The sequence below is a fragment of the Ramlibacter sp. PS3R-8 genome (assembly GCF_037572435.1).
Lineage (GTDB): Bacteria > Pseudomonadota > Gammaproteobacteria > Burkholderiales > Burkholderiaceae_C > Ramlibacter.
This window is the reverse complement of the sequence record NZ_JBBHGT010000002.1, coordinates 121,377-147,803: the sequence shown is the minus strand read 5'-3', so window position 1 is coordinate 147,803 and position 26,427 is coordinate 121,377. Positions and strand designations below refer to the sequence as shown.

The 26,427-nt window shown below is 69.4% G+C and carries 29 protein-coding genes; 20 read left to right on the top strand and 9 right to left on the bottom strand.

Annotated features, from left to right (window positions below; all coding sequences use genetic code 11):
* Positions 1 to 95: 95 nt before the first annotated feature.
* Both WG902_RS08645 and WG902_RS08640 read right to left on the bottom strand, forming a co-directional pair.
* Positions 96 to 1,382 (bottom strand): hypothetical protein, encoded by a 1,287-nt coding sequence (locus WG902_RS08645; protein ID WP_340059614.1) that lies wholly within the window; start codon positions 1,380 to 1,382, stop codon positions 96 to 98.
* The gene (locus WG902_RS08640) at positions 1,379 to 1,801 is read right to left on the bottom strand and encodes a response regulator (RefSeq protein ID WP_340059613.1); all 423 of its coding nucleotides are present in this window, start codon (positions 1,799 to 1,801) and stop codon (positions 1,379 to 1,381) included. The genes WG902_RS08645 and WG902_RS08640 overlap by 4 nt, the downstream gene beginning before the upstream one ends.
* 149 nt (positions 1,802 to 1,950) lie before the next feature.
* Between WG902_RS08640 and WG902_RS08635 the strand changes: the two genes are divergently transcribed.
* Complete coding sequence (locus WG902_RS08635; protein WP_340059612.1) at positions 1,951 to 4,428, top strand: sensor domain-containing protein; 2,478 nt, start codon at positions 1,951 to 1,953, stop codon at positions 4,426 to 4,428.
* Here WG902_RS08635 and WG902_RS08630 read toward each other — a convergent pair.
* The gene (locus WG902_RS08630) at positions 4,397 to 5,140 is read right to left on the bottom strand and encodes a hypothetical protein (RefSeq protein WP_340059611.1); all 744 of its coding nucleotides are present in this window, start codon (positions 5,138 to 5,140) and stop codon (positions 4,397 to 4,399) included. The two genes, WG902_RS08635 and WG902_RS08630, sit on opposite strands and share 32 nt — an antisense overlap.
* A gap of 214 nt (positions 5,141 to 5,354) precedes the next feature.
* Here WG902_RS08630 and WG902_RS08625 point away from each other — a divergent pair, with 214 nt between their 5' ends.
* From WG902_RS08625 to WG902_RS08615, 3 genes are all read left to right on the top strand, one after another.
* A complete protein-coding gene (locus WG902_RS08625) occupies positions 5,355 to 6,410 on the top strand; it encodes a PAS domain-containing sensor histidine kinase (RefSeq protein WP_340059610.1) in 1,056 nt (351 codons plus the stop codon).
* The gene (locus WG902_RS08620) at positions 6,407 to 7,051 is read left to right on the top strand and encodes a response regulator transcription factor (RefSeq protein ID WP_340059609.1); all 645 of its coding nucleotides are present in this window, start codon (positions 6,407 to 6,409) and stop codon (positions 7,049 to 7,051) included. The genes WG902_RS08625 and WG902_RS08620 overlap by 4 nt, the downstream gene beginning before the upstream one ends.
* Positions 7,052 to 7,140: 89 nt before the next feature.
* Positions 7,141 to 9,588 carry a penicillin-binding protein 1A gene (locus WG902_RS08615; protein WP_445263673.1) on the top strand — a complete coding sequence of 816 codons (2,448 nt, stop codon included), beginning with the start codon at positions 7,141 to 7,143 and terminating at the stop codon, positions 9,586 to 9,588.
* A gap of 70 nt (positions 9,589 to 9,658) precedes the next feature.
* Here the strand turns inward: WG902_RS08615 and WG902_RS08610 are convergent, their stop codons facing one another.
* The gene (locus WG902_RS08610; protein ID WP_340059608.1) at positions 9,659 to 9,865 is read right to left on the bottom strand and encodes a CsbD family protein; all 207 of its coding nucleotides are present in this window, start codon (positions 9,863 to 9,865) and stop codon (positions 9,659 to 9,661) included.
* A gap of 492 nt (positions 9,866 to 10,357) precedes the next feature.
* On the opposite strand from WG902_RS08610, the gene hemN reads away from it, so the two are divergent.
* The 13 genes from hemN to murQ all read left to right on the top strand — a co-directional run bounded on the left by hemN (position 10,358) and on the right by murQ (position 18,335).
* Positions 10,358 to 11,743 carry an oxygen-independent coproporphyrinogen III oxidase gene (gene hemN, locus WG902_RS08605; protein ID WP_340059607.1) on the top strand — a complete coding sequence of 462 codons (1,386 nt, stop codon included), beginning with the start codon at positions 10,358 to 10,360 and terminating at the stop codon, positions 11,741 to 11,743.
* Position 11,744: 1 nt separating this feature from the next.
* Positions 11,745 to 12,425, top strand: coding sequence for a sulfite exporter TauE/SafE family protein (locus WG902_RS08600; RefSeq protein WP_340059606.1), 681 nt, complete (start codon positions 11,745 to 11,747; stop codon positions 12,423 to 12,425).
* A 73-nt stretch (positions 12,426 to 12,498) separates the two neighbouring features.
* On the top strand, positions 12,499 to 12,891 hold the full coding sequence (locus WG902_RS08595; protein WP_340059605.1) for an MAPEG family protein: 393 nt from the start codon (positions 12,499 to 12,501) through the stop codon (positions 12,889 to 12,891).
* An 8-nt stretch (positions 12,892 to 12,899) separates the two neighbouring features.
* Complete coding sequence (locus WG902_RS08590) at positions 12,900 to 13,319, top strand: DUF3995 domain-containing protein (protein ID WP_340059604.1); 420 nt, start codon at positions 12,900 to 12,902, stop codon at positions 13,317 to 13,319.
* A 29-nt stretch (positions 13,320 to 13,348) separates the two neighbouring features.
* Positions 13,349 to 13,606: a hypothetical protein gene (locus tag WG902_RS08585; protein WP_340059603.1), complete on the top strand. Its 258-nt coding sequence runs from the start codon at positions 13,349 to 13,351 to the stop codon at positions 13,604 to 13,606.
* A gap of 61 nt (positions 13,607 to 13,667) precedes the next feature.
* Complete coding sequence (gene arfB, locus WG902_RS08580) at positions 13,668 to 14,084, top strand: alternative ribosome rescue aminoacyl-tRNA hydrolase ArfB (protein WP_340060173.1); 417 nt, start codon at positions 13,668 to 13,670, stop codon at positions 14,082 to 14,084.
* Positions 14,085 to 14,118: 34 nt separating this feature from the next.
* The gene (locus WG902_RS08575; protein WP_340059602.1) at positions 14,119 to 14,652 is read left to right on the top strand and encodes a GNAT family N-acetyltransferase; all 534 of its coding nucleotides are present in this window, start codon (positions 14,119 to 14,121) and stop codon (positions 14,650 to 14,652) included.
* Positions 14,653 to 14,662: 10 nt separating this feature from the next.
* The gene (locus WG902_RS08570; protein ID WP_340059601.1) at positions 14,663 to 15,127 is read left to right on the top strand and encodes a GNAT family N-acetyltransferase; all 465 of its coding nucleotides are present in this window, start codon (positions 14,663 to 14,665) and stop codon (positions 15,125 to 15,127) included.
* Positions 15,124 to 15,522 carry a DUF2784 domain-containing protein gene (locus tag WG902_RS08565; protein WP_340059600.1) on the top strand — a complete coding sequence of 133 codons (399 nt, stop codon included), beginning with the start codon at positions 15,124 to 15,126 and terminating at the stop codon, positions 15,520 to 15,522. Before WG902_RS08570 ends, WG902_RS08565 begins: the two co-directional genes overlap by 4 nt.
* A complete protein-coding gene (locus WG902_RS08560; RefSeq protein WP_340059599.1) occupies positions 15,519 to 15,989 on the top strand; it encodes a DM13 domain-containing protein in 471 nt (156 codons plus the stop codon). Before WG902_RS08565 ends, WG902_RS08560 begins: the two co-directional genes overlap by 4 nt.
* A 2-nt stretch (positions 15,990 to 15,991) precedes the next feature.
* On the top strand, positions 15,992 to 16,714 hold the full coding sequence (locus WG902_RS08555; protein ID WP_340059598.1) for a sulfite exporter TauE/SafE family protein: 723 nt from the start codon (positions 15,992 to 15,994) through the stop codon (positions 16,712 to 16,714).
* Between the two features lie 96 nt (positions 16,715 to 16,810).
* Positions 16,811 to 17,224 (top strand): PaaI family thioesterase, encoded by a 414-nt coding sequence (locus WG902_RS08550; protein WP_340059597.1) that lies wholly within the window; start codon positions 16,811 to 16,813, stop codon positions 17,222 to 17,224.
* A 148-nt stretch (positions 17,225 to 17,372) separates the two neighbouring features.
* Positions 17,373 to 18,335, top strand: a complete 963-nt coding sequence (gene murQ, locus WG902_RS08545; protein WP_340059596.1) for an N-acetylmuramic acid 6-phosphate etherase — start codon at positions 17,373 to 17,375, stop codon at positions 18,333 to 18,335.
* A gap of 85 nt (positions 18,336 to 18,420) precedes the next feature.
* On the opposite strand, the gene WG902_RS08540 is transcribed toward murQ, so the two are convergent.
* The 4 genes from WG902_RS08540 to WG902_RS08525 are packed head-to-tail and all read right to left on the bottom strand — an operon-like array spanning position 18,421 to position 22,452.
* Positions 18,421 to 19,407, bottom strand: coding sequence for a tripartite tricarboxylate transporter substrate binding protein (locus WG902_RS08540; protein ID WP_340059595.1), 987 nt, complete (start codon positions 19,405 to 19,407; stop codon positions 18,421 to 18,423).
* Positions 19,408 to 19,442: 35 nt separating this feature from the next.
* A complete protein-coding gene (locus WG902_RS08535; protein ID WP_340059594.1) occupies positions 19,443 to 20,474 on the bottom strand; it encodes a hydroxyacid dehydrogenase in 1,032 nt (343 codons plus the stop codon).
* Positions 20,475 to 20,478: 4 nt separating this feature from the next.
* Positions 20,479 to 21,156 (bottom strand): RraA family protein, encoded by a 678-nt coding sequence (locus tag WG902_RS08530; RefSeq protein ID WP_340059593.1) that lies wholly within the window; start codon positions 21,154 to 21,156, stop codon positions 20,479 to 20,481.
* Between the two features lie 57 nt (positions 21,157 to 21,213).
* On the bottom strand, positions 21,214 to 22,452 hold the full coding sequence (locus tag WG902_RS08525; protein WP_340059592.1) for an alpha-hydroxy acid oxidase: 1,239 nt from the start codon (positions 22,450 to 22,452) through the stop codon (positions 21,214 to 21,216).
* A gap of 81 nt (positions 22,453 to 22,533) precedes the next feature.
* On the opposite strand from WG902_RS08525, the gene WG902_RS08520 reads away from it, so the two are divergent.
* The 3 genes from WG902_RS08520 (at position 22,534) to WG902_RS08510 (ending at position 25,380) form a co-directional block, all read left to right on the top strand.
* Complete coding sequence (locus WG902_RS08520) at positions 22,534 to 23,427, top strand: LysR family transcriptional regulator (protein ID WP_340059591.1); 894 nt, start codon at positions 22,534 to 22,536, stop codon at positions 23,425 to 23,427.
* Between the two features lie 97 nt (positions 23,428 to 23,524).
* Entirely contained in the window at positions 23,525 to 24,487 is a 963-nt protein-coding gene (locus tag WG902_RS08515; RefSeq protein WP_340059590.1) for a Bug family tripartite tricarboxylate transporter substrate binding protein, read from the top strand.
* Entirely contained in the window at positions 24,487 to 25,380 is an 894-nt protein-coding gene (locus tag WG902_RS08510; protein WP_340060172.1) for an NAD(P)-dependent oxidoreductase, read from the top strand. Before WG902_RS08515 ends, WG902_RS08510 begins: the two co-directional genes overlap by 1 nt.
* 43 nt (positions 25,381 to 25,423) lie before the next feature.
* Here WG902_RS08510 and WG902_RS08505 read toward each other — a convergent pair whose 3' ends face one another.
* Complete coding sequence (locus WG902_RS08505) at positions 25,424 to 26,410, bottom strand: hypothetical protein (protein WP_340059589.1); 987 nt, start codon at positions 26,408 to 26,410, stop codon at positions 25,424 to 25,426.
* Between the last annotated feature and the right edge of the window lie 17 nt (positions 26,411 to 26,427).

Below are 26,427 nucleotides of genomic sequence, written 5' to 3'. Positions count from 1 at the left end.
TTGTCGGGGTGCGGCTTTGCCGCAACCCGACCTACGACCTGGGCCGCCATGTAGGTCGGGTTGCGGCAACGCCGCACCCCGACACCGTCACCGCGTCAAACCACCTTCACCAGCTCGAACAGCACCGTCGGCGGCAGTTCCGCCGTCAACTGTTCGCGCCCGACCTTCGGGGTCTCGAAGCGGTCGAATCCATTCAGGTGGAACGACGGCAGGTCGCGGGTGATCTCCACCAGCGGGCAGCGGTCCTCGCCGCCCAGGACGTCGCGCCGGAAGGCAGCGATCTGGTCGGTCGGCACGTCGTACCCCGTGACCAGCACGTTCGGCCGCGTATCGCCGATCGCCGTGCCGGCTTGCTCGGTGTCCTTCGCGGCAACTGCATCGATGCCCATCTTGCGCAGCGCATCGACCGCCTCGGTGCGCATGCGATCGTCCTTGGCGATCACCAGCACCCAGGTGTCCCGCAGCGGCGCGGACGGGCCGTCGTTGTGGTCGGTGAGTTCCAGGCAGGCCATCCCCTCCGTGCTCAGGAAGGTCTTCGGGAAGTCGATCGTCAGCAGGGCCGCGCCATCCTCGCGCGTGCGCGCGACGCCCAGCGAGGAAGAGGCCGCGATCTGCCGCAGCAGCATCCAGTGCAGGCCGTCGTTCAGCCGGCGGCCGCGCGGGCGCACGGTCCAGCCCACGCCGCTGGGAGGGGCAGGCTGCGCCGGGGGCGGCGTGGTGACGCGCACCCGCAGTTGCGCCGGTCCCGGCCACTCCGCCTGTGCCAGCGAGATGTGCAGCTGCTTGCTGAAGCTCAGGGCCCAGTCGATGGTGCTGTTCAACAGGCTGATCGCCACCGGGGGATCCAGCAGCACGTCCACGGCCTGCAGGTCGGACGTGATGCCCACGCCCGCGGCCTCCAGTTCCGCCGCCCGGTCGTCCAGCACGTGCTGCACCAGCTCGGACAAGTCCACGCGCTCACGCGCCTGCCGGATGCGGCCGCCGGCCAGCCGGGTGATCTGCTGGGCGCGCAGGCTGGTACCGCGCAATTGGTGCATCGCGTCCGACAGGGCCTTGGCTTCGCTGCGGCGCAGCCGTCCGGCGCCCACCAGGTAGTTGAGCGCGCGCAGCAGCAGGTTGCTGCTTTCCACCGCCTGCTCGGAGAGCGCGGCCACCAGGTTCGGCCATTGCTGCGCCATGGTCCAGGGCGTGTTCGGATCGATCGGCGCATAGGCACCGGCGCCATCGGACCAGCGCCGGCCGATCACCGGGCTGGCGGCGGCCTGCGACGGATTCGCCGAGGCGGGCGCGGCGGCGGTAGAGGCCGGCGCAACATCGGCCACGGGGACTGCGGCTTCGGGCTCGACCAGCGACAGGCCTGCGAATTCGACGGACTTGATCATGGAGATCCTCCAGTAGGGTGTGCGGGACTGGACGCGGCAAGGGCGCCCAGCTGGCTGCATTGGTGGGAGCAGTAGTCCACCAGGGCGTCGATTTCGGTGGACTTGTCGAACACGCCGTCCACGCCAAGCTGCGCGCAGCGCTTGCGCACGCTGGCGTTCACGTAGTTGCTGAAGATGATGATCTTCTGGTCGGGCCGGGCGCGCTGCACGCGCTGCACCAGTCGCATGCCGCTGCCGCCCTTGAGGAACAGGTCCACGATCAGCATGTCCCAGTCGGAATTGCGGGCGATCCACTCCAGGGCCCCGTCCTCGGTGGCGCTGCCGCCAACCACGCGCACGCAGGTCAGTTCCTCCAGCGCTCCCACGAGGTTCTCCTGGATCTCGGCGTTGTCCTCCACGACGAAAACTGCAAGTTGCACGGGCTCAATCGGTAATGTTCGGTTTCAAGGCGTAAGGCACTCTAGCTCTGCATACTGCTGAACCACTCGGATGGGTACTCGTTTGCATGTAGGAGGGTACCTACGGTTTCGCCGTCGTGCCAAAGCGATCGTAAGATGCGCAACACGACATGGACCCAGTGACCGGCACCAACGCAGACAACCTTCTGCAACTCGTGGAGCGCAGCGCCTTCATCGGCTTCTGGCGGCTCGACGCGAAGCAGGGGCACCTGTACTGGTCCGAGCAGCTGGCGCGCCTGCACGGCGCGCCATCCGGTTACACACCGACCTTCGAAAACGCGCTCGGCCACTTCGCCGAGGAACATCGGGCGGAACTCGAGGCGCGGATGCGCGCCTGCCAGGAGCAGGGCGTCCCCTTCGACATCGAGGTGCAGCTCAATTCGATGCAGGGGCGCCGCATCTGGGTGCGCTGCGTCGGGCAGCCGCTCACCGCCGCGGATGGCAGCCTGGCCGGAGCAGAGGGCCTGGTGCAGGAAATCGCGCCGCCAGGCTATGCACCCGGCACGCTGATGCGCCACACGGTGAGCATGGGAGGTGCGCTCGGCAGCGGCGAGGCATTCGTCACCATCGACGCGCAGGGCCGCATCAGCTATGCCAACGAGCAGGCCGAGCAGCTGCTGGCCAGCGACGCCCTGTCCGGCCGCAAGATCTGGAGCTTTTTCCAGAAGCGCGCGCGGCTGGCGCTGGAGGAGCGCTTCATCCACGCGCTGGAGCGGCGCGAAGCGATCGAGCTGGAGGAGATGGACGCGCAGGTCAGCCACTGGCTGGAGCTGCGCGGCTTTCCCTTCGGCGGTACCGGGCTGGCCCTGCACCTGCGCGACGTCACGGCGCGGCGGCGCGCGCAGCAGCACCTGATGCTGCTGGAGGGCAGCATCGCCCGGCTCAACGACATCGTCATCATCACCGAGGCCGCGCCGTTCCGTGCTCCCGGGCCCCGCATCGTGTTCGTCAACGAGGCGTTCGAGCGGCGCACCGGCTATGCGCGCGAGGAGGTCATCGGCCAGTCGCCGCGCCTGTTGCAGGGGCCGGACACCCAGCGGCCCCAGCTCGATCGCATCCGCGCCGCGCTGGAGCAATGGGAGCGCGTGCGCGTCGACCTGATCAACTACACCAAGGCCGGCGAGCCGTACTGGGTGGACCTGGACGTGTCACCCGTGTGGGACGAGGCGCGCCGCCTCACGCACTGGGTGGCGGTCGGGCGGGACATCACGGAACGCAAGCGGGACGAGGAGAAGATCCAGTACCTGGCGTTCTACGACCCGCTCACCCAGCTGCCCAACCGGCAGATGCTGCTGGACCGGTTGAACGAGGCGGTGGGGCCGAGCGGGCATGCCCACGAGGGCGCGCTGATGTTCATCGACCTGGACAACTTCAAGGTGCTCAACGACACGCTGGGCCACCAGAAGGGCGACTTGCTGCTGCAGCAGGTCGCGCGGCGGCTGCGCAATTGCGTGGCCAAGGGCGACCTGGTGGCGCGGCTGGGTGGCGACGAATTCGTGGTGCTGCTGGAGAACCGGCCGGACAAGCCGCTCGACCCGATCACCGCCGCCGAGGTGGTGAGCCAGCGGATCCTGGAAGGCCTGGGCGAACCGTACGTCCTGCCAGGGTACCTTCACCACAGCACGTGCAGCATCGGCGTCACCTTGTTCGGCAAAGCGCCCTCCAGCGTGAACGAACTGCTCAAGCAGGCTGACCTGGCGATGTACCAGGCCAAGGCGGCGGGCCGCAATGCGGTGCGCTTCTTCGACCCCGAGATGCAGGCGGTGGCGTCGGCCAACGCCGCGCTCGCGACGGACCTGCGCCAGGCCTGGCGCGACAACAACCTGAAGATCGAATACCAGCCCCAGGTGGGAATGGATGGGCGCATGTTCGGCGTGGAGGCGCTGCTGCGCTGGGAGCACCCGACGCGCGGCATCGTGCGGCCGGACGAATTCATTCCCACCGCCGAAGAAACCTCGCTGATCATTCCGATCGGCCACTGGGTGCTCGAAGCAGCGTGCGCGCAGCTGGCGGAGTGGGGGACGCGCCCCGACCGCAGCCACCTGAGCATCGCGGTCAACGTCAGCGTGCGCCAGTTCCGGCATCCGGACTTCATCGACGAGGTGATGACCTGCGTGCGCCGCGCCGGCATCCGGCCGGACCGGCTGAAGCTGGAACTGACCGAGAGCCTGCTGGCCGACAACCTGGACTCCGCCATCGCCAAGATGCGCAACCTCAAGGACATGGGCGTGCGGCTGTCGGTGGACGATTTCGGCATCGGCTATTCGTCGCTGTCGTACCTCAAGCGGCTGCCGATCGACGAATTGAAGATCGACCGTGCTTTCGTGAAGGACATCCTCTCCGACCACAACGATGCCGCCATCGCCGCCACGATCATCGGCCTGTGCCGCAGCCTCGGCCTGGAGGTGATCGCGGAGGGGGTGGAGACGGAGGAGCAGCGCGCCTTCCTGGCGCGCCAGGGCTGCGAGCGCTACCAGGGGTACCTGTATTGCCGGCCGTTGCCGCTGCCGAACCTGGAGGCTTTCATGGACGCGCACCCGGGGCCGGGTGCGCCAGTCACACCGGAACCATCTTCAGTGGCGTCGTGACCACGGCGCGCGGCAGGCGCAGGATGATCGCCTGGCCGTTGCGCAGCAGTTCCACGTCGTGCTGCAGGGCCAGCGCCTGCACTTCGGGCCACGCCAGGGGCGCCTCGCCCGGCTCGTGCAGCTGGGTGAACACGCCGTCCGACTGGGTCTGGTATTCGACGGCGATGACGCCGTGCGAGGAAGACTGCTCGGTACGCACGCAAATCTGGCCGGGGGCCACCGCGGAGTCGGCCAGGGTCAGGATGGCGGCGGCCAGCAGGAAGCGAACCGCGCTGCGCGATACCGCGAATTCGCCTTCGCCCATTTCCATGCGCAGATCGAAGCCGCGGAAGTTGAGGCTGGTCGACAGCAGCCGGACGACCTCGGACACGCCCTCGCGCAACGTCGCCGCATCGTCTTCGCCGGGATCCATCCACGTGCAGACCTCGAGGCAGCGCGCGACGGCCTGGCGGGACAGGCGGTTGAGCTTGGAGACCGAACCCTGCAGGTCGTCGTTGTCCACGGTGCCGCGTTCCATGCGGGCGCCCAGCGCCTCGGCCATCATCCCCAGCGACTGCAGGTGCACCACCATGTCGTGCCGCAGGGGCGGGGTCAGGCGGCGCAGGATGTCTTGCTGCGCGGCGCGGGCAAGGCTGCGCATGCGCTGCGGCGAGACATCCGAAACCGGTGACGGGACGCCGGCGGAGGTGGTGATGGAGGGTTCGATGGCCAACACTGCGTGTAGGTTGTGAGGATCAGGTAGAGGCACAGTGTGGGCTGCGGGTTCCGCGCCGTATGTCAGGGCCACCCGGGCGGGGGTGTAGGACGCCGACGGGAGGCGGCCGAGGACGCAGGTCGTGCTCCGTGTGCGATGCTTCCCTCGACACCTCTTTGGCGAATGGGCGCTTGTGCTGTAATTTGCCGCAACGAGCTGGACGGATGCCGCTTTGACCTTTTCTTCATTGCTCGACAAGAGCGCCGCTGCCCGGCTGGCCGGGCTGCTCGACTCCGCCATGGACGGGATCATCAGCGTCGACGAGGACCAGCGCATCGTGCTGTTCAACCGGGCCGCCCGGAAGATGTTCGGCTGGACGGCCGAGGAGATCCAGGGCCAGCCGCTGGACATGCTGATCCCTCAAAGGTACCGCTCCGGCCATGGCCAGCAGGTCCGCCGCTTCGGTGCCACCGGAACCACCTCGCGCCGCATGGGCGACAACACCGTGCTGTACGCGGTGCGCAAGAACGGCGAGGAGTTCCCGATCGATGCCTCCATCTCGCAGCTGCATGGCCCCGAGGGCAAGTTGTTCACGGTGATCCTGCGCGACGTCACCGAGCGGGTGCGGGCGCGCGAGGAGCTGGCCTCCTTCGCCTCGGAATCGACCGCTGTGCGCGAACAGGAGAAGTCCCGCATCGCCCGCGAACTGCACGACGAGCTCGCCCAGTCGCTGACCGCCCTGAAGATGGACACCATCTGGCTGCGCGACCAGGCGCGCAGCGATCCGCAGGCCCAGGCCAAGCTGGCGCAGATGCTGGTGCTGCTCGATGGCGCGGTGGCCTCGGTGCGCCGGATCGCGGCGGACCTGCGGCCCCTGGTGCTCGACGACCTCGGCCTGGTGGCGGCGATCGAATGGGCCGTGCAGAACTTCACGCAGCGCACCGGCGTGCCCTGCGCGCTGGACATCGACGAGTCGCTCGAACTCGATGAACCGTTCGCGACCGGCGTGTTCCGGATGGTGCAGGAATCGCTGGCCAACGTGGGCAAGCACGCCAAGGCGCGCAGCGCCCGGGTCGAGGTGCATCGAAGCGGCCACGACGTGGTCCTCAGCGTGCAGGACGACGGCGTGGGCTTTCGCGTCGGCGAGCCGCGCAAGCCGCAGTCCCTGGGCCTGGTGGGATTGCGCGAGCGCGCCCAGTTGCTGCGGGGGGAGGTGCGGGTCGAAAGCAGCCCGGGCGCCGGCACCCGCATCGAGGCGCGTATTCCGATCGCGGGGCCGGTCGCATGATCCGCATCGTCCTGGCGGATGACCACGCGATCGTGCGCGAAGGGCTCAAGCGCATCGTCGGCGACGCGGCCGACTTCAGCGTCGCCGGCGAGGCCGCCGACGGCACGGAAGTCATGCGGGTCGTGCGCGAAACCGATTTCGACGTGCTGGTGCTGGACCTGTCCATGCCCGGGCGCAGTGGCATGGAGCTGATCAAGCTCGTGAAGCAGGAAAAGCCGAAGCTGCGCATCCTGGTGCTGAGCATGCACCAGGAAATGCAGTACGCCGTGCGCGCGATCAAGTCCGGCGCCAGCGGCTACCTGACCAAGGAAAGCGCCCCGGCGCAGCTGGAACAGGCGATCCGCAAGATCGCCGCCGGCGGGGCCTACATCTCTTCGGAAGTCGCGGAGCAGCTGGCGCTGGGGGCCATGCCCGGGGGTGGCACCGCGCTGCCGCACGAAAGCCTGTCCGACCGGGAATTCCAGGTGTTCCGGGCGCTGGTGGCGGGCGAGGCGGTCACGGACATCGCACACCGGCTGAACCTGTCGGTCAAGACGGTCAGCACGCACAAGGCCAACCTCATGCAGAAGCTCGGCCTGTCGAATGCGACGGAGCTGGTGCGCTACGCCCTGAAGCACGGACTGGCCGAACCGCTCAATTAAGGCGAAGGCGCTGCTCCGTCGCGCAGCCGTCCTACAGTCGGGCCACGGCCGCGCCACCTAGATTCGTGCACCACGAGGACACACGAACCATGAAGGTACTCAACGAGGGAGCGATGGCGCGGATGGGCGACCGGGCGCGGCGCCTGGGCGGCTGGTTGCGGCGCCACCCCTTCAAGGCGGCGGCCGCGCTGCCGCTGGCGGCCGTCCTGTACGTCGCGACGCTGTACTTCTTCACGCCGAGCATTGGTGACATCCGCAAGTCCAAGCAGGAGTCCGCCTCGGTGGTGTTGTCCGCGGACGGCAAGGAGCTGGCCACCTTCCGCCGCGCCAACCGCGACTGGGTGAAGCTGTCCGACATTTCACCCAGGGTGACCCAGGCGCTGCTGGCCACCGAGGACAAGCGTTTCTACAAGCACCACGGCATCGACTTCGTGCGCACCGGCAAGGCGGTGGTGAACACGCTGACGGGGGATGTGGAGGGCGGCTCCACGCTCACGCAGCAACTGGCCCGCAACCTGTACCCGGAGCAGATCGGCCGCGCGCAGACCGTGTCCCGCAAGATCAAGGAGGCGATCACGGCGCTGAAGATCGAGGCGATCTACAGCAAGGACGAGATCCTGGAGAGCTACCTCAACTCGGTGTCCTTCCTCTACAACGCCTGGGGCATCGAGATGGCCTCGCGCACCTACTTCGACAAGCCGGCGAGCCAGCTCAACGAGCTGGAGGCCGCCACGCTGATCGGCATGCTCAAGGGAACCGCCTACTACAACCCCGTGCTGAACCCGGAGCGGGCGCTGCAGCGGCGCAACACGGTGCTCGCGATGATGGTGAAGGAAGGCAAGCTGCCGCAAGCCCGCTACGAGAGCCTGAAGACCCAGCCCCTGAAGCTGGATTTCGAGCGCGTGCAGGAAGTCGCCGGGCCGGCGCCCCACCTGACCGAATACCTGCGGCGCTGGCTGACGGAGTGGGCGGACAAGAACGACTACAACGTCTACGCGGACGGCCTGGTGGTCAGGACGACCATCGACTCGCGGCTGCAGGCCATGGCCAACGAGGCCGTCGAGCGGCAGATGAAGCAGCTGCAGGCGGTCGCGGACGTCGAGTGGGGGCGCAGCCGCCTGGCCAGCCTCGGCACCGATCCCGGCGCCTACGTGGCGCAGCGCGCCAGCGTTCGCCCCTTCGAGCATTTCTGGACCACCAACGGCAAGCTGGTCAAGGAGTGGATCCGCGATTCGTCCGAGTACAAGCTGGCCCGCGAGCGCGGCCGCAGCGACGAGGAGGCGGTCGAGCAGCTGCAGCAGGACCGCAGCTTCATCGCCGACCTGCGCAAGCGCAAGACCATGCTGCAAACCGGCTTCCTGGCGATGGACCCGCGGACGGGCGCCGTGCGCGCCTGGGTCGGCAGCCGCGATTATTCGGAGGACAAGTTCGACCACGTGCAGCAGGCGCGGCGCCAGCCGGGCTCGACCTTCAAGCCTTTCGTGTACGGCGCGGCCTTCGAAGGCGGCATGCGGCCCACCGACACTTTCCTGGACGGCCCGGTGGAGATCCGCATCGACCGCAACCAGGTCTGGCGGCCCACCGACATCGACGGCATGACGAACGCGCAGATGACCCTGCGCGAGGCCCTCGCCAGGTCGAAGAACACGGTCACGGCGCAGGTGATGCAGCAGGTCGGGCCGGCGCGGGTGGCGAGCCTGGCCCGTGCGATGGGGGTGCGCCAGAGCAAATTGAACGAAGTGCCGTCGCTGGCGCTCGGCACCAGTCCCGTCACGTTGAAGGAAATGGTGACGGCGTTCGGCGCCATCGCCAACGGCGGCAGCTACATCGAGCCGCAGGTGGTTGCGGCGGTGGAGGACCGCAATGGCAACGTGCTGGAGAGCTTCCAGGCCAGGTCGGAAACGGCGCTGTCCAGCGAGGCCGCGATGACGTTGCTGGATGTGATGCGCGGTGTGATCGACACCGGCACCGCGGCGGGCTTGCGCTCGCGCTTCGGCCTGACCGGCGACCTGGCCGGCAAGACCGGCACGACCCAGGACAACACGGACGGCTGGTTCATCCTGATGCACCCGCAACTGGTGGCGGGGGCCTGGGTCGGTTTCAACGACAACCGCGTTGCGATGCGCAGTTCCTATTGGGGACAGGGTTCGCACAACGCGCTGCTGGTGATCGGCGATTTCGCGCAGCAGGCCGTCAAGGGCGGCGTGCTGGACGCCAAGGCCGCATTCGCCGCGCCGCGCATGCAGGAGCAGGAAAAGCCGCTGATGGACCGGATGGGCGACTGGTGGAGCAACGTGTTCACCACGCCGCCGGCGGACTCCGGAACCGCGGTGGTCACGGTGCCGGTGAAGGCGGAGCCGGCGCCGCCGGTCGAGCCCCCATTACGTGTGCTGTCGAAGCCCGCCGAGGCGGCACCGGTCGACACGATTCCCGGAACGCAGGTGTACAGCGCACCGTCCGCCATGGGCGCGGGGTCTGCGGAGATAACCCTGCCCGTCGGCGAAGCGACAGGCAGCGCCAACGCCCCCTCCCAGTAACGAACAAGCCGGCGCTTGGCCGGCTTCTCCCGCAGGTCGGGTTCCGCAACGCGGGTCCCGACACCACCGATCACTTTTCCAGCTTGCGTTCGCGCTGGACCTCGTCATCGTTGCGCACCACCTCGCGGGCATCGCCCACGGTTTTTTGCGCCTTGCCCTTCGCCTCGCGTGCCGCGCCGCTCAACTGGGTGCTGGTGTCCCCGGTCAGCTTGCCGACTTCCTTCTTGACGGCGCCCGTGACCTGGTTGGTCGCGCCCTTGATCTGCTGCTTGTTCATGGGAATCTCCTTGGTTGGTGATGCCTCCCATGTTGGCGCTGCGACGGCGGATCCGAAGCCGTGCAGGCCGCGTGAGCCCGTGCGGTGCTTCCTACAGCAGAGGATCGCGCGCGCTCATTGCGACTCACGCGCCTGCTGCGTGCGCCACCAGGCCATCAGTTCGCGAAAATTTCCGTTGCAGCGCTGGCTGAGCAATGCTTCGTACGCCAGGGAGCAGGTGGCTGCCGTGCCGAAGTCCAGCAAGGCCTGGCTCGAGGCCCGAGGCAGCCATGGCGAAGGCCGCCAGCACGCGGCGCAGGGCTGTTGCGTTCATCCGGTTCTCCCTGGAGTGCGCGGTTCCGCGAGGATCGGCCGCGCCGCCGGGGTGGCGGATCGGCCGAATCCGACTCGGTGCGTCAGCGCGGGGCTTTTTGAGCGGCGCCGGTTGACTCAGATCAACTGCGGCGGGCGGGCTCCGGCGCACCATGGGGCGGAAACCGGGAAACGCCTGCCATGACCGACCTCATCGATCCCCAACTGCTGCGCAAGTACGACGTGCCGGGGCCGCGCTACACGTCCTATCCCACGGCGGACCGCTTCGTCGAGGCGTTCGGCGCCGGCGATTACCTGCAGGCCCTGTCGCAGCGCCGCGCTGGAACCGCCGGCCTGGCGATGCCGCTGTCGCTGTACGTGCACATCCCGTTCTGCGAATCGCTTTGCTACTACTGCGCCTGCAACAAGATCATCACCCGGCACAAGAGCCGCGCCGCCGATTACCTGCGCTACCTCACGCGCGAGGTGGACTTGCACGCGCAGGTCCTGGGCACGTCCCAGCCGGTGAGCCAGCTGCACCTGGGCGGTGGCACGCCGACCTTCCTGTCGGACGAGGAACTCAAGCAGCTGATGACGATGCTGCGGCGCAATTTCGCCTTCGCGCCGCAAGCGGAGTGCTCGATCGAGGTCGATCCGCGCACGGTGGATGCCGTCCGGCTGCAGGCGCTGGCCGACCTGGGCTTCAACCGCCTGAGCTTCGGAGTGCAGGACTTCGATCCCGACGTGCAGAAAGCGGTTCACCGCGTGCAGCCGTACGAGTCGGTTGCCGCGCTGATGGAGGACGCGCGCCGCATCGGCTTCGAGTCGATCAACATCGACCTGATCTACGGCCTGCCGCTGCAAACGCCCGAGTCGTTCGCCCGCACGCTGCGGCAGGTGTCGGCGCTCAAGCCGGACCGCATCGCCCTGTATGCCTATGCCCACCTGCCGGAGCGCTTCAAGCCGCAGCGCCGCATCATCACCATCGAGCTGCCGGGCGCCGCCGCCAAGGTGTCGATGCTGTCGCAGGCGCTGGCCGCCTTCCTGAGCGCGGGCTACGTCTACATCGGCATGGACCACTTCGCGTTGCCGGGCGATGCGCTGGCGGTGGCCAAGCGGCAGGGCAGGCTGCACCGGAACTTCCAGGGCTACAGCACCCATGCGGACTGCGACCTGATCGGGCTGGGCGTGTCCGCCATCGGCAAGGTCGGCGCCACCTACAGCCAGAACGCCAAGACCCTCGAGGAATATTGCGACCACCTGGACCAGGGCCGGCTGCCGGTGGTGCGCGGGCTGGCACTGTCGCGCGACGACCTGGCGCGGCGCGCGGTGATCATGGCGCTGATGTGCCAGGGGCAGCTGGTGTTCGAGTCGGTCGAGGTCGCCTGGCTGCTGGACTTCAAGACCTGCTTCGCCGCCGAGATGGAGCAGCTGCGCACGCTGCAGGAGCAGGGCATGGTGGTCATCGACGACACCGGCGTGCAGGTGACGGCGCAAGGCTGGTTCTTCGTGCGCGCCATCGCCATGCTGTTCGACAAGTACCTGCAGGCGGACCGCAACCGTGCCCGCTTCTCGCGGATCATCTGACATGGGCGGGACGCTGGCCGCAACGGCCCTGGTGATGGGCCTGGCGGGCGGCCCCCACTGCATCGCGATGTGCGGCGCGGCTTGCGGCGGCGTGATCCGCGGCGTCGGCGCGCCGCCGGTGCGCGGCATGTGGACTTTCCAGGGCGGCCGGCTGCTCGGCTACTCGCTGGCCGGCGCCGTCGCGGGCCTGGCCTTCCAGAGCCTGGCGTGGCTGTCGCAGAACACCGCCGCCTTGCGTCCCGTGTGGACGCTGTTTCACCTGGCCGTCCTGGCGTGGGGGCTGATGCTGCTGGCGCGGGCGCGGCAGCCCGCGTGGGTAGAGAGCGCGGGACGCACCGTCTGGCAGAAAGTGCGGCCGATGGCGCAGCGGCGCGGCGGCCTCGCGATGACGGGCGCGCTGTGGGCCTTCATGCCTTGCGGGCTGCTGTATTCGGCGCTGCTGGTGGCATCGCTCTCGGGCGGCCCCGTGGAAGGCGCGGTGTGCATGGCGCTGTTCGCGGCCGGCAGCGGCATCTCGCTGGGCCTGGCGCCCACCGCGCTGCGCCGCCTGCGGGAGATGGGCAACCGCCTGCGCAAGGACTCGGGCACCCGCATCGCCGGCCTCCTGCTGGCAGCGACCGCTGCCTGGGGCTTGTGGATGGACGTCGCGCACCGGGTTGCCCAGTGGTGCGGGCTGGCCTGATCACGCTCGTCGCCTGCCGGGGACGGCGGGCCACGATTGTTCTATAAGGCAGCCACCACAAGAGGAGAAGACGATGAAGGCGGAACTGTTCTACCTGACCCTCTCGGCCGTCCTGACCGGAGTGCTGTGGGTCCCCTACATCCTCGACCGCGTCGCGGTAGGGGGCCTGGCGGACGCGGTCGGATACCCGGCCCATCCGAAGCCGCAGTCGGCCTGGGCCCAGAGGTTGATGAAGGCCCATTACAACGCCGTGGAGAACCTGGCCGTCTTTGCCACGCTGGTGCTCGCCGCCCACGCGCTGGGGGTCTCGAACAGCGTCGTGGCAAGCGCGAGCATGGTGTATTTCTGGGCGCGTGTCGTCCATGCGCTTGCCTATACCTTCGCAGTCCCCTGGGTGCGCACGCTCGCCTTCACGGTCGGCTTCTTCGCGCAGGCCGCCATCGCCTGGCAGATCCTGGTGCGGTAGGAGCCTGAATGCTCGCGCTCGTGGTCTGCGCGGTGTTCGGCGGCCTGGCCTTGTGGCACTTCCGCATGGCGTTCCTGCCCATGAGGGGAGCAAGCGGCGCCGTGCCCAGCGTGGACGGCAAACCCTTGTTCGTGCCATCGCGCCGCGCTACCGTCGCGGTGGGCGTCGCCCTGGTGCTTTTCGCGGGTCTGGTCGCCGCCACATCCGGGCTCGTCCCCCTGGGCCTGCCTCCTTCCGTCCTGGCCTGGCTGTCGTATGGGCTGGCGGCCGGCTTGCTGGCCCGCGCGATGGGCGAGTTCAGGTACGTCGGATTCTTCAAGCGCGTCCGAGACAGCCGTTTCGCGCGCCTCGACACCTGGGTCTATTCCCCCTTGTGCCTGCTGCTCGCGGCAGGCGTGGCGATCGTCGCGCGACAGAACGGCGGTTGAGGCCCCCGGGGCTGCGATACTGCCCTCCCATGGGTTCGAACATCGAGGCGCTGAAGCGCATCTTCAGGGAAGGCCGGCACGCCGAGGCCGTGTGGCAGTGCGAGGCCGCGCTGGCCCGCGAGCCGGCGGACCGGGAGCTGCAGCGCCTGTGCGCCAACGACTTCAAGAATCAGTCCAGCTTTCCGGCGGAGCGCAAGGTGTTGCGAATCCCGGTGGCGCAGCCGGGTCGCTGCTCCACGGCTTCGACGAGCCGCTTGCGCTGCAAGCAGACGCGGCAATGCGGGTGACGGCTGGCACGACCGGTCCCGTCCCTCGTTGGCCCTGGCGCGCCAGGCTCAGGGTGGCGTGATGGTCGAGCCCGGCGCAGCGGCACCGACGGTGCGGGAAGAGGAGGTGGAGATCACCGCCATGCGGGCGCAGGGCCCCGGCGGCCAGAACGTCAACAAGGTCTCCACGGCCATCCACTTGCGGTTCGACATCCATCGTTCTTCGCTGTCCGCGGACGTGAAGGAAAGACTGCTGGCGCTGCCCGGTCGGCGCGTCACCAAGGACGGCGTGCTGGTGATCAAGGCCCAGTCGGCCCGCAGCCAGGAGCAGAACAAGGCCGATGCGATGCAGCGGCTGCAGGACATCGTCGCAGAGGCCTCGCACGTGCCGACGCCACGTCGCCCGACCAAGCCAACCCGCGCCTCGAAGCGGCGCCGCCTGCAGGACAAGGCCGAACGCTCCGAGGTCAAGGCAAGCCGGGGGAAGGTGAGCGAGTGACGGGAGGATTTCTTGCGCCTGCGGGGGAACACGCGTGAACGTGCGCCTTGCCAACGTCGACGATGCCGCGGCCATCGCCACGGTGCACGTGGATGCGTGGCGCCAGGCTTACGCCGGCGTGCTGCCGCAGGCGACGCTCGACGGCCTGTCTGTCGAAGCACGCACCCGCATGTGGACACAGGCCATCGCCGGCACGCGGGGGCGGGTGCTGGTAGCGCAGGAAGGCGGCAAGGTCGTCGGCTTCGCGGCCTTCGGCCCCTGCCGTGACGCGGGCGCGTCGCCCACCGAGCACGAGCTATGGGCCATCTACGTGGCGCCCGGGCGCTGGCGTTCCGGTGCGGGGCGTGCGCTCTGGCGCGCAGCGCGCGAGGCCATGGTGGCGGCGGGCGCGGCCTCCGTCAGCGTTTGGGTGCTGGCGGAAAACCAGCGCGCCCGCGGCTTCTACGAATCCGTCGGCCTGCGCGTGGCGCCCGAGGCCGGCGAGCGCGCCGTCACGGTCGGCGGCACGCCCGTCAACGAAGTCTGCTATGTGATGCATCATGCCGCCCCGGCGTACGATTTCCACTGAACCATCGGCCATGCGTATCCAGATCGACGACCTCAGCGGCCCTGAAATCCACGCGCTGCTGGAGGAACACCTGGCCAACATGCGCGAGCTGTCGCCGCCGGAAAGCGTGCATGCGCTGGACCTGGCCAGGCTGCGCGGGCCGGACATCACGTTCTGGACGGTGTGGGATGGATCACTGCTGCTCGGATGCGGCGCATTGCGCGAGCTCACGCCCACGCACGGCGAAGTGAAGTCCATGCGCACGCCGGAAGCCCTGCGCGGCAGGGGCGCCGGCCGCGCGGTGCTGCAACACATGATCGGGCAAGCGCGTTCGCGCGGCATGCGGCGCCTCAGCCTGGAAACCGGATCGCAGCCTGGCTTCGAGCCGGCGCGCACGCTGTACCGCAGCTTCGGCTTCACGCCTTGCGGTCCGTTCGGCGACTACCGCGAAGACCCGAACAGCTTTTTCATGACGCTGGCGCTGCAGGGGCCATGAGCTATCGGCTGCTGGCGAATGCGGTGGTGCTGCTGCATTTCGGCATCGTGCTCTTCGTCGTGACAGGCCTGCTGGCCATCGTCGCCGGGGGCTTGCGCGGGTGGCGCATCGCCCGCTCGCTGGCCTTCCGCGTCGCCCACCTGGCTGCCATCGCCTTCGTGGTGGTGCAGGCCTGGCTGGGCGCCGTGTGCCCGCTGACCACGCTGGAGATGTGGCTGCGCGCGCAGGCCGGGCAGGGCGGCTACGCCGGCGGCTTCATCGAACACTGGGTGCACCGCGTCCTGTTCTGGGAAGCGCCTGCGTGGGTGTTCACGCTGGCGTATTCCCTGTTCGGGCTGGCGGTGGTGGCCGCATGGTGGTACTTTCCGCCGCAACGCCAACGCCCACACCGATGAAAAAATTCCTGCTGTTCGTCTTCACCCACCTGGTGGCCGTCGGCCTCGGCTTCGCCCTGGGCATCTACGCGCTGCCCATCCTCATAGCGCCGGCCGCGCCGACGGCGGCGGACGTGAAGCAGCAGGTGGGCCAGACCGCGTTCACCGCACAGTTCAAGCGCGACCTGCCGGGAAGCGACGCCCTGCACTGGGGGGAGGGCACGGTCTCGGTCGGCACCCAAAGCATAGGCCTGGCCGGCCGGCTGGCGCCCGGCCCGGATTACAAGCTGTACCTGTCGCCCGAGTTCGTGGAAACGAAAGGGGACTTCCTGCGGGTGAAGCCGCAGATGGTGCTGGTCGGCGACGTCAAGACTTTCGAGAACTTCCTCGTGCCCTTGCCGGCGGGCCTGGACCCCGCGCGCTACACCACGGTGGTCGTGTGGTGTGAATCCTTCAACCAGTTCATCACGGCGGCGCGGTACCGGTAGCCTTGGAATACGCGATCCTGATCGCCGCCGGCCTGTTGGCCGGCACGCTCGGCGGCGTCGTCGGCACCGGTTCTTCCCTGGTGTTGATGCCGATCCTGGTGGTGATGTTCGGGCCCCGCCAGGCCGTCCCGATCATGGCGGTGGCCGCCATCCTGGGCAACCTCGGCCGGGTGCTGGCCTGGTGGCGTGACATCGACTGGCGCGCCTGCGCGGCGTACTGCTCCACCGCCGTGCCCGGCGCGGTGCTCGGCGCGCGCACGCTGCTGGCCATCCCTCCGGGCGTCGCCGAAGCGGTGCTCGGCGTCTTCTTCCTGTCCCTCATCGGCGTGCGCCGCTGGCTGGCGCGCCGCTCGCTGAAGCTGTCGCTCGGCCAGCTTGCGCTGCTCGGCGGGCCCCTGGGGTGGCTCACGGGCGTGGTCGTATCGACCGGCCCGCTGACGGTGCCGTTGTTCACGTTCCATGGCCTGGAGCGCGGCGCCTTCCTCGGCACGGAGGCGGCGGGCTCCATCGGCGTGTATGTCGCCAAGGTGCTGACCTTCCAGTTCTCCGGCGCCTTGCCGCCCGAGGTGCTGCTGCAAGGCGTGGGCGTCGGCGCGACGCTGATGGCGGGCTCCTTCATCGGCAAGCACGTCGTGCTGGCGCTCTCGCCGCTGGCGTACCGCTGGCTGATCGACATGCTGATGCTCTGTTCGGGGCTGTCGTTGCTCTGGACGGCGGTGCGCTGAGGATTTGTCGCAGCGGGGACGGCGGGTCCCCGTCATGACAGCGGCGGGCGCTCCCGTCCGGCTAGATTGCTGCAGCGACAGCCACAGGAGCCCTCCATGCAGCCCGATCCCCTTGCATTCATCCGGGGCATCAACGAGACCGCTGCGTTCAATCGCTGGTGCGGCATCCACGTGCTGTCGGCGGGGGAAGGCCGGGCCGAGATCGCCGTCGCCTGGCGTGACGACCTGGGCCAGTACGCCGGTTTCCTGCATGCCGGCCTGGTCGGCGCGCTGATCGACACGGCTTGCGGTTTCGCGGCGGCCACCCTGGTCGGCCGTGTGCTCGCATCGCATTTCTCCGTCAACTGCCTGCGTCCGGCCGTGGGGCAGCGCTTCATCGCCCGCGCGCGTGTCGTCAAGCCGGGCCGCACGCAGGTGTTCACCGCCTGCGACCTGTTTGCCGTTACGGACGGCGAGGAAAAGCTCGTGGCCACCGGCGAGACCCTGCTCACGCCGGTCGGCTCGTCGTGAAAGCACCAGCCGGACCCGGCTGAGCGCCAATGCACCAAAGCGGGAACCGGCCTTTCGGCGCGGATACCACAGCACGACACAGGACCTTCCTACATCCCGCCCCTGCGCGGCGCGGGACGATGGTTCACCTCTACCATAAGATATCTGCATGCCCGACCTCAAGCTGGAGGCTCAACCCACCGTCATGGATCCCGCGCGAAAGCCAGAGACCCCGCCCCGGCCCCCGCTGGATGCCCGCCTGACGGAGCAGCGCAATCCGCGCAGCAGTCGCATCGACCAGATGGCGACGCTGGAGATCGTCGACCTCATCAATGCCGAGGACCGGCTGGTCGCCGCGGCGGTGAGCGACGAGCGCGAGCGCATCGCTGCGGCGGTGGACCTGGTGGTCGAGGCCTTCCGCGCCGGCGGCCGGCTGATCTATGTCGGCGCGGGCACGTCGGGGCGCCTGGGCGTGCTCGATGCCTCCGAGATGCCGCCCACGTATCGCACGGAGCCGGACATGGTGCAGGGCGTGATGGCCGGCGGCTTCGAGGCGCTGCTGCGGGCGCAGGAGGGCGCGGAGGATCATCCCGAGGAGGGCGCGGCGGCGATGGAGGAGCGCAGCGTCGACCGGCGCGACTTCGTCCTCGGCATCGCGGCCTCCGGCACCACGCCGTACGTGCACGGCGCGCTGGCGCGCGCGCGGGAACTGGGCGCGCGCACGGGGTTCCTGCTGTGCACCTATCCGTCGGAAGACATCCTGCGCAACCACGACGTCGTCATCGCCCCGCTGGTGGGGCCGGAAGTCATCACCGGGTCCACGCGGATGAAGGCCGGCACCGCGACCAAGCTGGTGCTGAACATGATCAGCACCGCCGCCATGGTCAAGACCGGCAAGGTCTATGGCAACCTGATGGTGGACCTGCAGGTCACCTGCCAGAAGCTGCAGGACCGGGGCGAGCGCATCCTGATGGAGACGCTGGGGGTCGACCGCGCGGAGGCGACGCGCGTGCTCGACGCGGCCGGCGGCCACGTCAAGACGGCCATCGTGATGGCGCGGCTGGGAGTGGATGCCGATGCGGCGCGCCGGCGGCTGGAGGAGACGGGCGGCGCGATCGGCGGATTGAAATAACCGGGGTTTGGCGGGGTCGCTTCGCGCACCCGCCCTACGGGCCCAGGCAGGTCGGGTTCGCGAAGCGACCCCGACACCCGACGATTTACTTGTCGCCCCAGGGCATCTGCGTCCACAGCTGCCTGAACCCGCCCTCGGCTTCCTTGAGCTCGGCCTCGTAGCGCACCGGCGCCAGGTAGCGCAGCGGAGCGAAATAACCCGCGGCCTTGGCCTGGAACTCGGGATCGGCGGCCGCCTTCTGGATGGCGTTGACCAGCTGCTCGCGCACCGGGGCCGGCAGGCCCTTCGGTGCGCCGATGCCGCGCAGCGACGCCATCACGATGTCGTAACCCTGCTCCTTGAACGTCGGAACGTTCGGGGCCAGGCTGGTGCGGCTGGCGCTCATCTGCCCCAGCTGGCGCAGCGGGGTCCCGCCCTTGGCGTACTGCAAGGCCTCGCCGATGTTCATCGCCGCCATCACGATCTGCTTGCTGGCGATGGCGTTGTGGACCTCCGCCGCGCCCTTGAACGGCACGTGCGTGAATTTCACGCCGGCGGCGCGCTCGAACATCAGCGCAGCGAGGTGGTCATCGGAGCCCACGCCCGTGGTGCCGTAGGTCACGGCGCCCGGATTGGCCTTGGCGAACGCCACCAGGTCCGCAAGGTTCCTGATCGGGTTTTCCGCGTGCACGGAGAAGTTGCCCGGATCGTCGATCACGTTGCCCAGCAGATCGAAATTCTGCCAATGGAAGTTGGCCTTGCGCTCGATCGGGATGGTCAGCACGTTCGGCGTGTTGATGAAGCCGATGGTGTAGCCGTCCGCCGGCGCATTGGCGATCTCGCCGAAACCGATGCCGCCGCCGGCCCCGGCGCGGTTCATCACCACCACGCTGGCGTTGTTGCCCAGGTACTTGGCGATGTAGGGCGCCATCACGCGCGCGATGATGTCGGTGCCGCCGCCGGCGCCGTAGGCAACGACCATCTTGATGGGCGCCTCCGGATAAGCCGCGTGCGCCGCGCTGGGCGCCACCGCCGCGGCGGACAGCAGCAGGGCCGGCAGGAGCCGGCGCAGGGACGAGGGAAGGCGTTGCATGGGATCTGTCTCCTTGGATTGCTGCGGGTGGCCCGTCACGCAAGAATGCGCGCGCGCCTTTCTTCGAATCGGGGCCACACCTCGGGATTGACGAGGCGCGGCGGTCGGCCGCCGGCGAGCAGCAGCGCGATCTGGTCCGCCGACATCTGCGCCACGTTGCGGCGGCATTCGTGCGTGACGCCGGCGATGTGGAAGCTGGCGAACACGTTGTCCATGGCCAGCAGCGGGTGGTCCAGCGGCGGAGGCTCGCGGTCCCAGACGTCCACGCCGGCGCCGGCGAGGTGGCCGGAGCGCAGCGCCTCCACCAGGGCCTGCTCGTCGTGGATGCCGCCGCGCGCGGTGGTGATGAAGATCGCGCCCTTCTTCATGCGGGCGAAGGCGGCGGCGTCCATCATCTTCAACGTCGTCGCGTCGCGCGGGCAATGCAGCGACACGAAGTCGGCCTGCGCCAGCAGCTGGTCGAGCGTGACCGCCCGGGCGCCGCGGCGCACGATCTCGTCGTCGGGCAGCAGCGGGTCGGCGGCGATCACTTCCAGGCCGAAGGCCCGGGCCAATGCGGCGACGCGCGTGCCGACGTGGCCCAGGCCCACCAGGCCCACGGTCTTGCCGTGGATCTCGTGCCCCATCACGTCCTCGCGCGTGAAGCCCTGCTCGCGGCGCATGCGGCGGTCGCACTCGATCATGCGGCGCGACACGCCCAGCATCATGGCCAGCGTGTGCTCCGCCACCGAGGTGGCGTTGCCGCCGGCCTGGTTGACCACCGCCACGCCGGCCGCGGTGCACGCCGGCACATCGATCGTGTCGTAACCGGCGCCGCTCGATGAGACCGCGAGCAACTGCGGACAGCGCGCCAGCAGGTCGGCGCCGGCAAACCACTCGCGCGGCAGTTCGTCCTTGGCGGCGGACACGTGGTACACGTGCGCGGCCGACAGCAGGTCCCAGGAAGCGGAGGCCACGCCGCGCGTGGCGAAAACACCCAGCGACACGCTGCTTTCCTGCGCCAGGCGGGCATCGAAGGCCGGGTCGATCCACAGGTCCGAGCGGACCACGCGCTTTTCGTGGGCCATCGTGTCAGCGCGGGGTCGGGTCGGCGCCGATGCGCTTGAGCGTCACGTCGATCCACGTCGTGTCCAGCGTGCCGGCCTTGATGTCGATCATCATCTGCTCTTCGAGCTTGACCTTCTTGCGCGCAGCTTCCAGCACCGCTTCGACGTCGCCGAAGGGCACGCACAGCAGGCCGTCGGCGTCGCCCAGGATCAGGTCGCCGGGCGCGATGACCATGCCGTCGATGGCGATCGGGACGTTGATCTCGCCGGGACCGTCCTTGTAGGGCCCGCGGTGGGTGACGCCCGCCGCATAGAGGGGAAAGTCCATCTGCGCGATGACGTCGCAGTCGCGCACCGCGCCGTTGAGCACCACGCCGGCCAGGCGCCGCTGGATCGCGGTGTTGACCATCAGCTCGCCGAACAGCGAATTGGTCAGGTCGCCGCCCGCATCCACGACGATCACGTCGCCGGGCTGTGCCATCGTCAGCGCCTTGTGGATCATCAGGTTGTCGCCGGGGCGGCATTTCACCGTCAGCGCGGGGCCGGCGAGCTTGCCGCCCTTGTGCATGGGGCGCAGGCGCGGGCCGCTCGCCGTCATGCGCGCCATGCAGTCGCTGACGTTGGCCACCGGAATGTCGGCGAAGGCCTTGATGTGCTGCTCGGCGACCTGCCGTTGCCGCTTGAGGATCTGGAGACCGACCATGGGAATGTCCGTTGTCGTGAGGGAAGAAGAAGGAGGAATGTACCGAAGCGCGAAGGATCAGGTGCCCGCGGCGGGCAGCAGGTAGCTGGCGTCCAGCTCGTCGAGCGCGTTCACGCCGAGCATGGCCATGTTGCGCGAGACTTCCTCGCGCAGCAGCGTGATGCCCTTGCGCACGCCGTCTTCGCCGGCCACGGATGCGGCGTAGTTGAAGGGGCGGCCGACGAACACGAACTTCGCGCCGAGCGCCAACGCCTTGAGCACGTCGGTGCCGCGGCGAAAACCGCTGTCGATCATCACCGGCACTTCGGGGCAGGCCGCCACCACCTGCGGCAGCATCCGCAGCGGGGACACCGTCCCGTCGAGCTGGCGGCCGCCGTGGTTGGAGACGATGATGCCGTCGACGCCGCTGTCCACCGCCAGCCGCGCATCGCGCGGATCCAGGACGCCCTTGACCACCAGGCGCCCGGGCCACATCGCGCGGATCATGCGCAGGTGGTCCCAGTTCAGGTGGCCCCGGTCCGAGAAGTCGCGCTGCACGTTCGGCGACAGGATGGGTGCGCCGCGCCGGGCGTAGTTGTTCTCGAAGTGCGGCATGCCGTGCAAGGCGATCGTCCGCAGGAACGTGCCGAACAGCCAGCGCGGGTGCGTGAGGCCCTGCCAGGCCAGCGACAGGCTGGGACGCAGCGGCGTCGAGAAGCCGGCGCGCACGTTGTTCTCGCGGTTCGCGGCGATGGCCGAGTCCAGCGTGACCACCAGCGTGCGGAAGCCGGCCACGCGGACGCGCTCGACCAGCGCGCGGATGTCGGGCTCGTCGCCCGGCAGGTAGGCCTGGAACCAGGCCTCCGGGTTGGCCTGCACGATCTCCTCCAGGCGGATCAGCGAAGAGCCGCTCATGATCATCGGCACGTTTTCGCGCGCGGCGGCCCGCGTCAGCACGAGATCGCCGCGGTAGGCCGAAAGGGCGCTGATGCCCATGGGCGCCAGCCCGAACGGCGCCGACCAGCGCTTGCCGAACATCGTGGCGGCGGTCGTCCTGCGCGAGATGTCCACGAGCATGCGCGGCAGGAATTCGTGGCGCTCGAAGGCGGCGGCATTGGCGCGCAGCGAGTGGTTGCGCTCGACCGCGCCCGAGATGTACGCGAACACCGGCGCCGGGAGGTGGCGCCGCGCGGCACGCTCGAAATCGTCGAGCGAAAGGATGTGGCCGAGCCGTGCCGGCAGCCGGATGGGCTGGACGGCGTCGGCGGCTGCCGCGGCCGGCTGTGCCGCGGCGGCTGCTGGGGATTCGATCTGCATGGGAGGCCGGAGTGTCCGCTGCCCGCCACCCCGCGTCCAATACATAATTGGCGGTGTATTGATGCCTTTGCGGCATGAACCATGATCGACATCCGCCAGCTGCGCTACTTCCAGGCCGTCGCCGAGGAGCTCCACTTCGGCCGGGCGGCGGCGCGCCTGGCGATCGCGCAGCCGGCGCTGTCGCGGCAGGTGCAGCAACTCGAGGAGGCGCTGGGCACGCCGCTGCTGCGCCGCACGCAGCGCCGGGTGGAGCTGCTGCCCGCGGGCGCCTTGCTGCTGGAGCGCAGCCGCTCCATCCAGCACGAGCTGGAGCGCGCCGTCAGCGACACGCGCCGCACCGGCGCGGGCGAGCTCGGACGGCTGGTGCTGGGCTTCATCCATTCCTCCACCTACGGCTTGCTGCCCTCGATCATCCGGCGCTTCCGGCAACAGCATCCCGGCATCGAGCTGGAGCTGCTGGAACTTCCCATCACCGCGCAGCACGCGGCGCTGGTGCGCGGCACCATCGACCTGGGGCTGTTGCGCGTGCAGTCGGCGCCACCCGAGCTGGAGGTGCTGCCGGTGATGCCCGATCCTTTCCTGCTGGCGCTGTCGACGCGGCATCGCCTGGCCAGCCGCACCCGTGTGCACTTGAAGAGCGTGGCGGGCGATCCCTTCGTGATGTTCACCCGGGACGAGGCGCCCCTGCTGCACGCGGGCGTGCAGGCGATGTGCGCGCAGGCCGGCTTCACGCCGCAGGTCGCACAGCACGCCACGCAGATCCATACCGTGGTGGGCCTGGTGGGCGCCGAGCTGGGCGTGGCGGTGGTGCCGGCGACGGCGCGCAACCTGCGGCCGCGCAACGTGCGTTTCGTGCAGCTGGCGGACAAGGCGGAGCCGGTGCACGTGGCGCTGGCCTGGCGGCGCGGCCAGGAGACGCCCGCCATCCTGGCGTTCCGGCGGGTGACCCAGGACGTGGTGGCGTCGCTGCGCTGATGCCGCGGTGGCATCAATGGCCGCGGAATTATGTATTGGACGAAGGCGCCACTCCCGCCGACACTCGCGCGGAATACCGATATCCCAAGGAGACAGCATGAACACCCCCCGCCGCGGCATCACCCGCCGTGAGGCCGCGCTAGGCCTTCTGGCCGCCGCCGCAGCGCCCGCCTGGGCCCAGGAATGGACGCCGAACCAGCCCATCACCATCCTGGTGGGCTTCGCCCCGGGCGGTTCGGCCGACCAGATCGCGCGCCAGCTTTCGTTCGCGGCCAAGAACATCATCCCCGTGCCGGTGCTGGTGGTGAACAAGGTCGGCGCCGCCGGCGCCATCGCTGCGCAGGCCGTCGCCGATGCCAAGCCCGACGGCTACACGCTGTTCGTTGGCGGCGGCAGCGAAACCACCTCGGTGGGCAACTTCAAGCCGCTGGGCTACGACCCGCGCAAGTCCTTCGTTCCCATCATCAAGGTGTCGCGCGCGCCGAGCATCCTGGTGGTGCGGGCCGACTCGAAGTTCACCGACATGAAGGCGCTGCTGGCCGAGGCGAGGCTCGGCCCCGAGAAAGTCTCGTACGGCTCCACGGGCGAGGGCGGCATTTTCCACGCCACCGGACTGGTGCTGGAGAAGCAGGCCGGCGTCAAGCTGCTGCACGTGCCGTACAAGGGCGCGGCCGACTCGATGAACGCGGTGCTCGGCGGCCAGGTGGATTCCGCTTTCGGCGCCTACGAGGAGATGAAGCCGATGATCGACGCCGGCCGGCTGCGGCCGCTGGCGCTGTTCTCGCGCAGCCGGCTGCCGGCCCTGCCGAACGTGCCGACCATGAACGAGGTGGGCGTGCCCGTCGTGCTGGACAACATGAAGGGACTGATGGGCCCCGCGGGCATGCCGCCGGCCGTGGTCCGCTACCTGCACGACAGCTTCCGCAAGGCCATGCAGACGCCCGAGTGGAGGGACTACGTGGCCAAGTCGGGCCTGACCGAGGACTACGCGCAGGGCCCGGCCTTCCAGAAGGAAGTGGTCGAAGCCTATGACCTCATCGGCAAGGCGATCGCCAAGTGATGCAGGCCTTCGGCAAGGACGCTGCGATCGGCTTCATCGGCTTGGGCGTGATGGGCAACGGCATGGCGCACTGCCTGTTGCGCGCGGGCCATGCGCTGCACGTGTTCGCGCGGCGTGACGCGGTGGCGCAGCCGCTGGTGCAGGCCGGCGCGCGCCGCGCCGCATCGCCCGCGGACATCGGTCGCGATTGCGCTCTGGTGTTCCTCTGCCTGTCCGACGATGCCGCCGTGGAAGAAGTCCTGTTCGGCGAGCGCGGCCTGGCACAAGGCCTGGCGACGGGCAGCTGCGTGGTCGACACCAGCACCATCGCCGCCACCTCGGCGCGCGCGTTCGCGCAGCGGCTCGCGCGACAGGGCGTCACGCTGCTGGATGCGCCCATCAGCGGCGGCCAGCAGGGCGCCGAGAGCGGCACGCTGGCCTGCATGATCGGCGGCCCTGCCGACGCGGTGGAGGCCTGCCGCGAGGTGATGGGCGTTTTCTGCAAGGCGATCACGCACGTCGGCGAGTCCGGCGCGGGCCAGACGGTCAAATCGTGCAACCAGGTGGCCGTGGCCGCCGCGATGCTGGGCGTGGCCGATGCAATTGCACTGGCCCGGTCCCAGGGCGTGGACCCCAGCGTCATGCGCGAGGTGCTGCTGGGCGGCACGGCGCGCAGCTTCGTGCTGGAAAAGCACGGCCAGCGCATCATCGACGGCGAGTTCAAACCCGGTTTCCGGGCCCGCCTCATGCGCAAGGACCTGCGCATCGCTCTGGCCACCGCGCAGGCGGGTGGGGCGGCCCTGCAAGCCGCGCCGGTGGCGGAGCGGCTGGTGGGCGAGCTGTGCGACAGCGGCCGCGCCGAGTCGGATTGGGCGGCGGTGGGGCACCTGGTGCAGGAGAAGGGCCGCCGCTGAGGGCCGCTGGGTCCTCGGCACGGCCGCGCCGCACGGCACTCCTTCAGGCGGTCGGCTCGCCGTCGGAGGCTTGCAGCGCTGCCAGGATCGCCGCCACGGTGCCGGCGGCGTCGTGCGATGTGTGCACGGCGACGCCATGCGTGGCCGCCATGGCGTGCAATGCAGTGGCGGCCAGCTCCCGGGTGGTCTCGCACGGCGACACGAGGTGGATCGTCGGGGGGCGTTGCAGGCCGCGGATCAGCCGGGCCGTTTCCGTCATCACCGCCCGGGCCCGGACCCGTTCCCGGCCGACCAGCAGCACCAGCTGCTCGACGTGCCCCAGTCCGAGCAGGCCGACGCCCTTAGCCAGCGCGCGACGCGGCAGCCCCTGGACACGGGTGATCGCCGTCCGCGCACCGGGCAGGTCGGTGTATGCGGCGCCGACGTCCCCGCGCGTGAGCTCGCCCCCGGCATAGCGCTGGTAAGCCAGCCGCGCTCCGGCGCGCTGGGCCACCGCGCGCACCAGTTCGACGCTTTCGTTGTCTTCGGAGGCGAGCGCCAGTACGTTGCGCCGGCCCGCCAGCCCCGCCGATCCGTTGCCCGCCACGAGGCAAGGCGCGGACTGCGACCGCCAGATCTCCAGCGGCTCCTTCGCCCAGCCCTCCTTCTCCTCGCGTGCAATGCAGTGCAGCCGCCGGGCCACGTCCGACCCGCGCTCGCCCGCATGCAGGGAGGCGACCTGCACGGGCTCGCCCAGCGTGACCGGACCGCGGCTGCGGTGCAGCAGCAGCGGGGCGGTCCCCGGGGCGCCGCTGCATAGCTGTTCCCACTCGCAATGGACGCTTTCCGCGGGCCCCTCCAGCCACTGCAACACCCAGCCGGCACTGGAGAGCAGGGCGGTCTGAATCCCGGTGGCCGCCGCGCGCTCCAGCAGCATCTGGCGGCGGGACAGCAGAGACTCGACGGCGGAGCCCTCCGCGGCCCCGAGGCTGGCGCACAGCAGCCGCACGGCGGGGCCCGCCGATGATGAACGTAGCGGCATTTCCGACATGCGGCGATTATTTAGGT

Bases quoted from the DNA above. Each gene is read 5' to 3' on its own strand.
- WG902_RS08530 (WP_340059593.1), bottom strand. From the start codon at position 21,156: ATGGTCGGTCTCCAGATCCTCAAGCGGCAACGGCAGGTCGCCGAGCAG.
- murQ (WP_340059596.1), top strand. From the start codon at position 17,373: ATGCCCGACCTCAAGCTGGAGGCTCAACCCACCGTCATGGATCCCGCG.
- WG902_RS08510 (WP_340060172.1), top strand. From the start codon at position 24,487: ATGCAGGCCTTCGGCAAGGACGCTGCGATCGGCTTCATCGGCTTGGGC.
- WG902_RS08560 (WP_340059599.1), top strand. From the start codon at position 15,519: ATGAAAAAATTCCTGCTGTTCGTCTTCACCCACCTGGTGGCCGTCGGC.
- WG902_RS08565 (WP_340059600.1), top strand. From the start codon at position 15,124: ATGAGCTATCGGCTGCTGGCGAATGCGGTGGTGCTGCTGCATTTCGGC.
- WG902_RS08520 (WP_340059591.1), top strand. From the start codon at position 22,534: ATGATCGACATCCGCCAGCTGCGCTACTTCCAGGCCGTCGCCGAGGAG.
- WG902_RS08595 (WP_340059605.1), top strand. From the start codon at position 12,499: ATGAAGGCGGAACTGTTCTACCTGACCCTCTCGGCCGTCCTGACCGGA.
- WG902_RS08610 (WP_340059608.1), bottom strand. From the start codon at position 9,865: ATGAACAAGCAGCAGATCAAGGGCGCGACCAACCAGGTCACGGGCGCC.
- WG902_RS08615 (WP_445263673.1), top strand. From the start codon at position 7,141: ATGAAGGTACTCAACGAGGGAGCGATGGCGCGGATGGGCGACCGGGCG.
- hemN (WP_340059607.1), top strand. From the start codon at position 10,358: ATGACCGACCTCATCGATCCCCAACTGCTGCGCAAGTACGACGTGCCG.
- WG902_RS08600 (WP_340059606.1), top strand. From the start codon at position 11,745: ATGGGCGGGACGCTGGCCGCAACGGCCCTGGTGATGGGCCTGGCGGGC.
- WG902_RS08540 (WP_340059595.1), bottom strand. From the start codon at position 19,407: ATGCAACGCCTTCCCTCGTCCCTGCGCCGGCTCCTGCCGGCCCTGCTG.
- WG902_RS08505 (WP_340059589.1), bottom strand. From the start codon at position 26,410: ATGTCGGAAATGCCGCTACGTTCATCATCGGCGGGCCCCGCCGTGCGG.
- WG902_RS08645 (WP_340059614.1), bottom strand. From the start codon at position 1,382: ATGATCAAGTCCGTCGAATTCGCAGGCCTGTCGCTGGTCGAGCCCGAA.
- WG902_RS08570 (WP_340059601.1), top strand. From the start codon at position 14,663: ATGCGTATCCAGATCGACGACCTCAGCGGCCCTGAAATCCACGCGCTG.
- WG902_RS08620 (WP_340059609.1), top strand. From the start codon at position 6,407: ATGATCCGCATCGTCCTGGCGGATGACCACGCGATCGTGCGCGAAGGG.
- WG902_RS08515 (WP_340059590.1), top strand. From the start codon at position 23,525: ATGAACACCCCCCGCCGCGGCATCACCCGCCGTGAGGCCGCGCTAGGC.
- WG902_RS08585 (WP_340059603.1), top strand. From the start codon at position 13,349: ATGGGTTCGAACATCGAGGCGCTGAAGCGCATCTTCAGGGAAGGCCGG.
- WG902_RS08525 (WP_340059592.1), bottom strand. From the start codon at position 22,452: ATGCAGATCGAATCCCCAGCAGCCGCCGCGGCACAGCCGGCCGCGGCA.
- WG902_RS08535 (WP_340059594.1), bottom strand. From the start codon at position 20,474: ATGGCCCACGAAAAGCGCGTGGTCCGCTCGGACCTGTGGATCGACCCG.
- WG902_RS08635 (WP_340059612.1), top strand. From the start codon at position 1,951: ATGGACCCAGTGACCGGCACCAACGCAGACAACCTTCTGCAACTCGTG.
- WG902_RS08590 (WP_340059604.1), top strand. From the start codon at position 12,900: ATGCTCGCGCTCGTGGTCTGCGCGGTGTTCGGCGGCCTGGCCTTGTGG.
- arfB (WP_340060173.1), top strand. From the start codon at position 13,668: ATGGTCGAGCCCGGCGCAGCGGCACCGACGGTGCGGGAAGAGGAGGTG.
- WG902_RS08550 (WP_340059597.1), top strand. From the start codon at position 16,811: ATGCAGCCCGATCCCCTTGCATTCATCCGGGGCATCAACGAGACCGCT.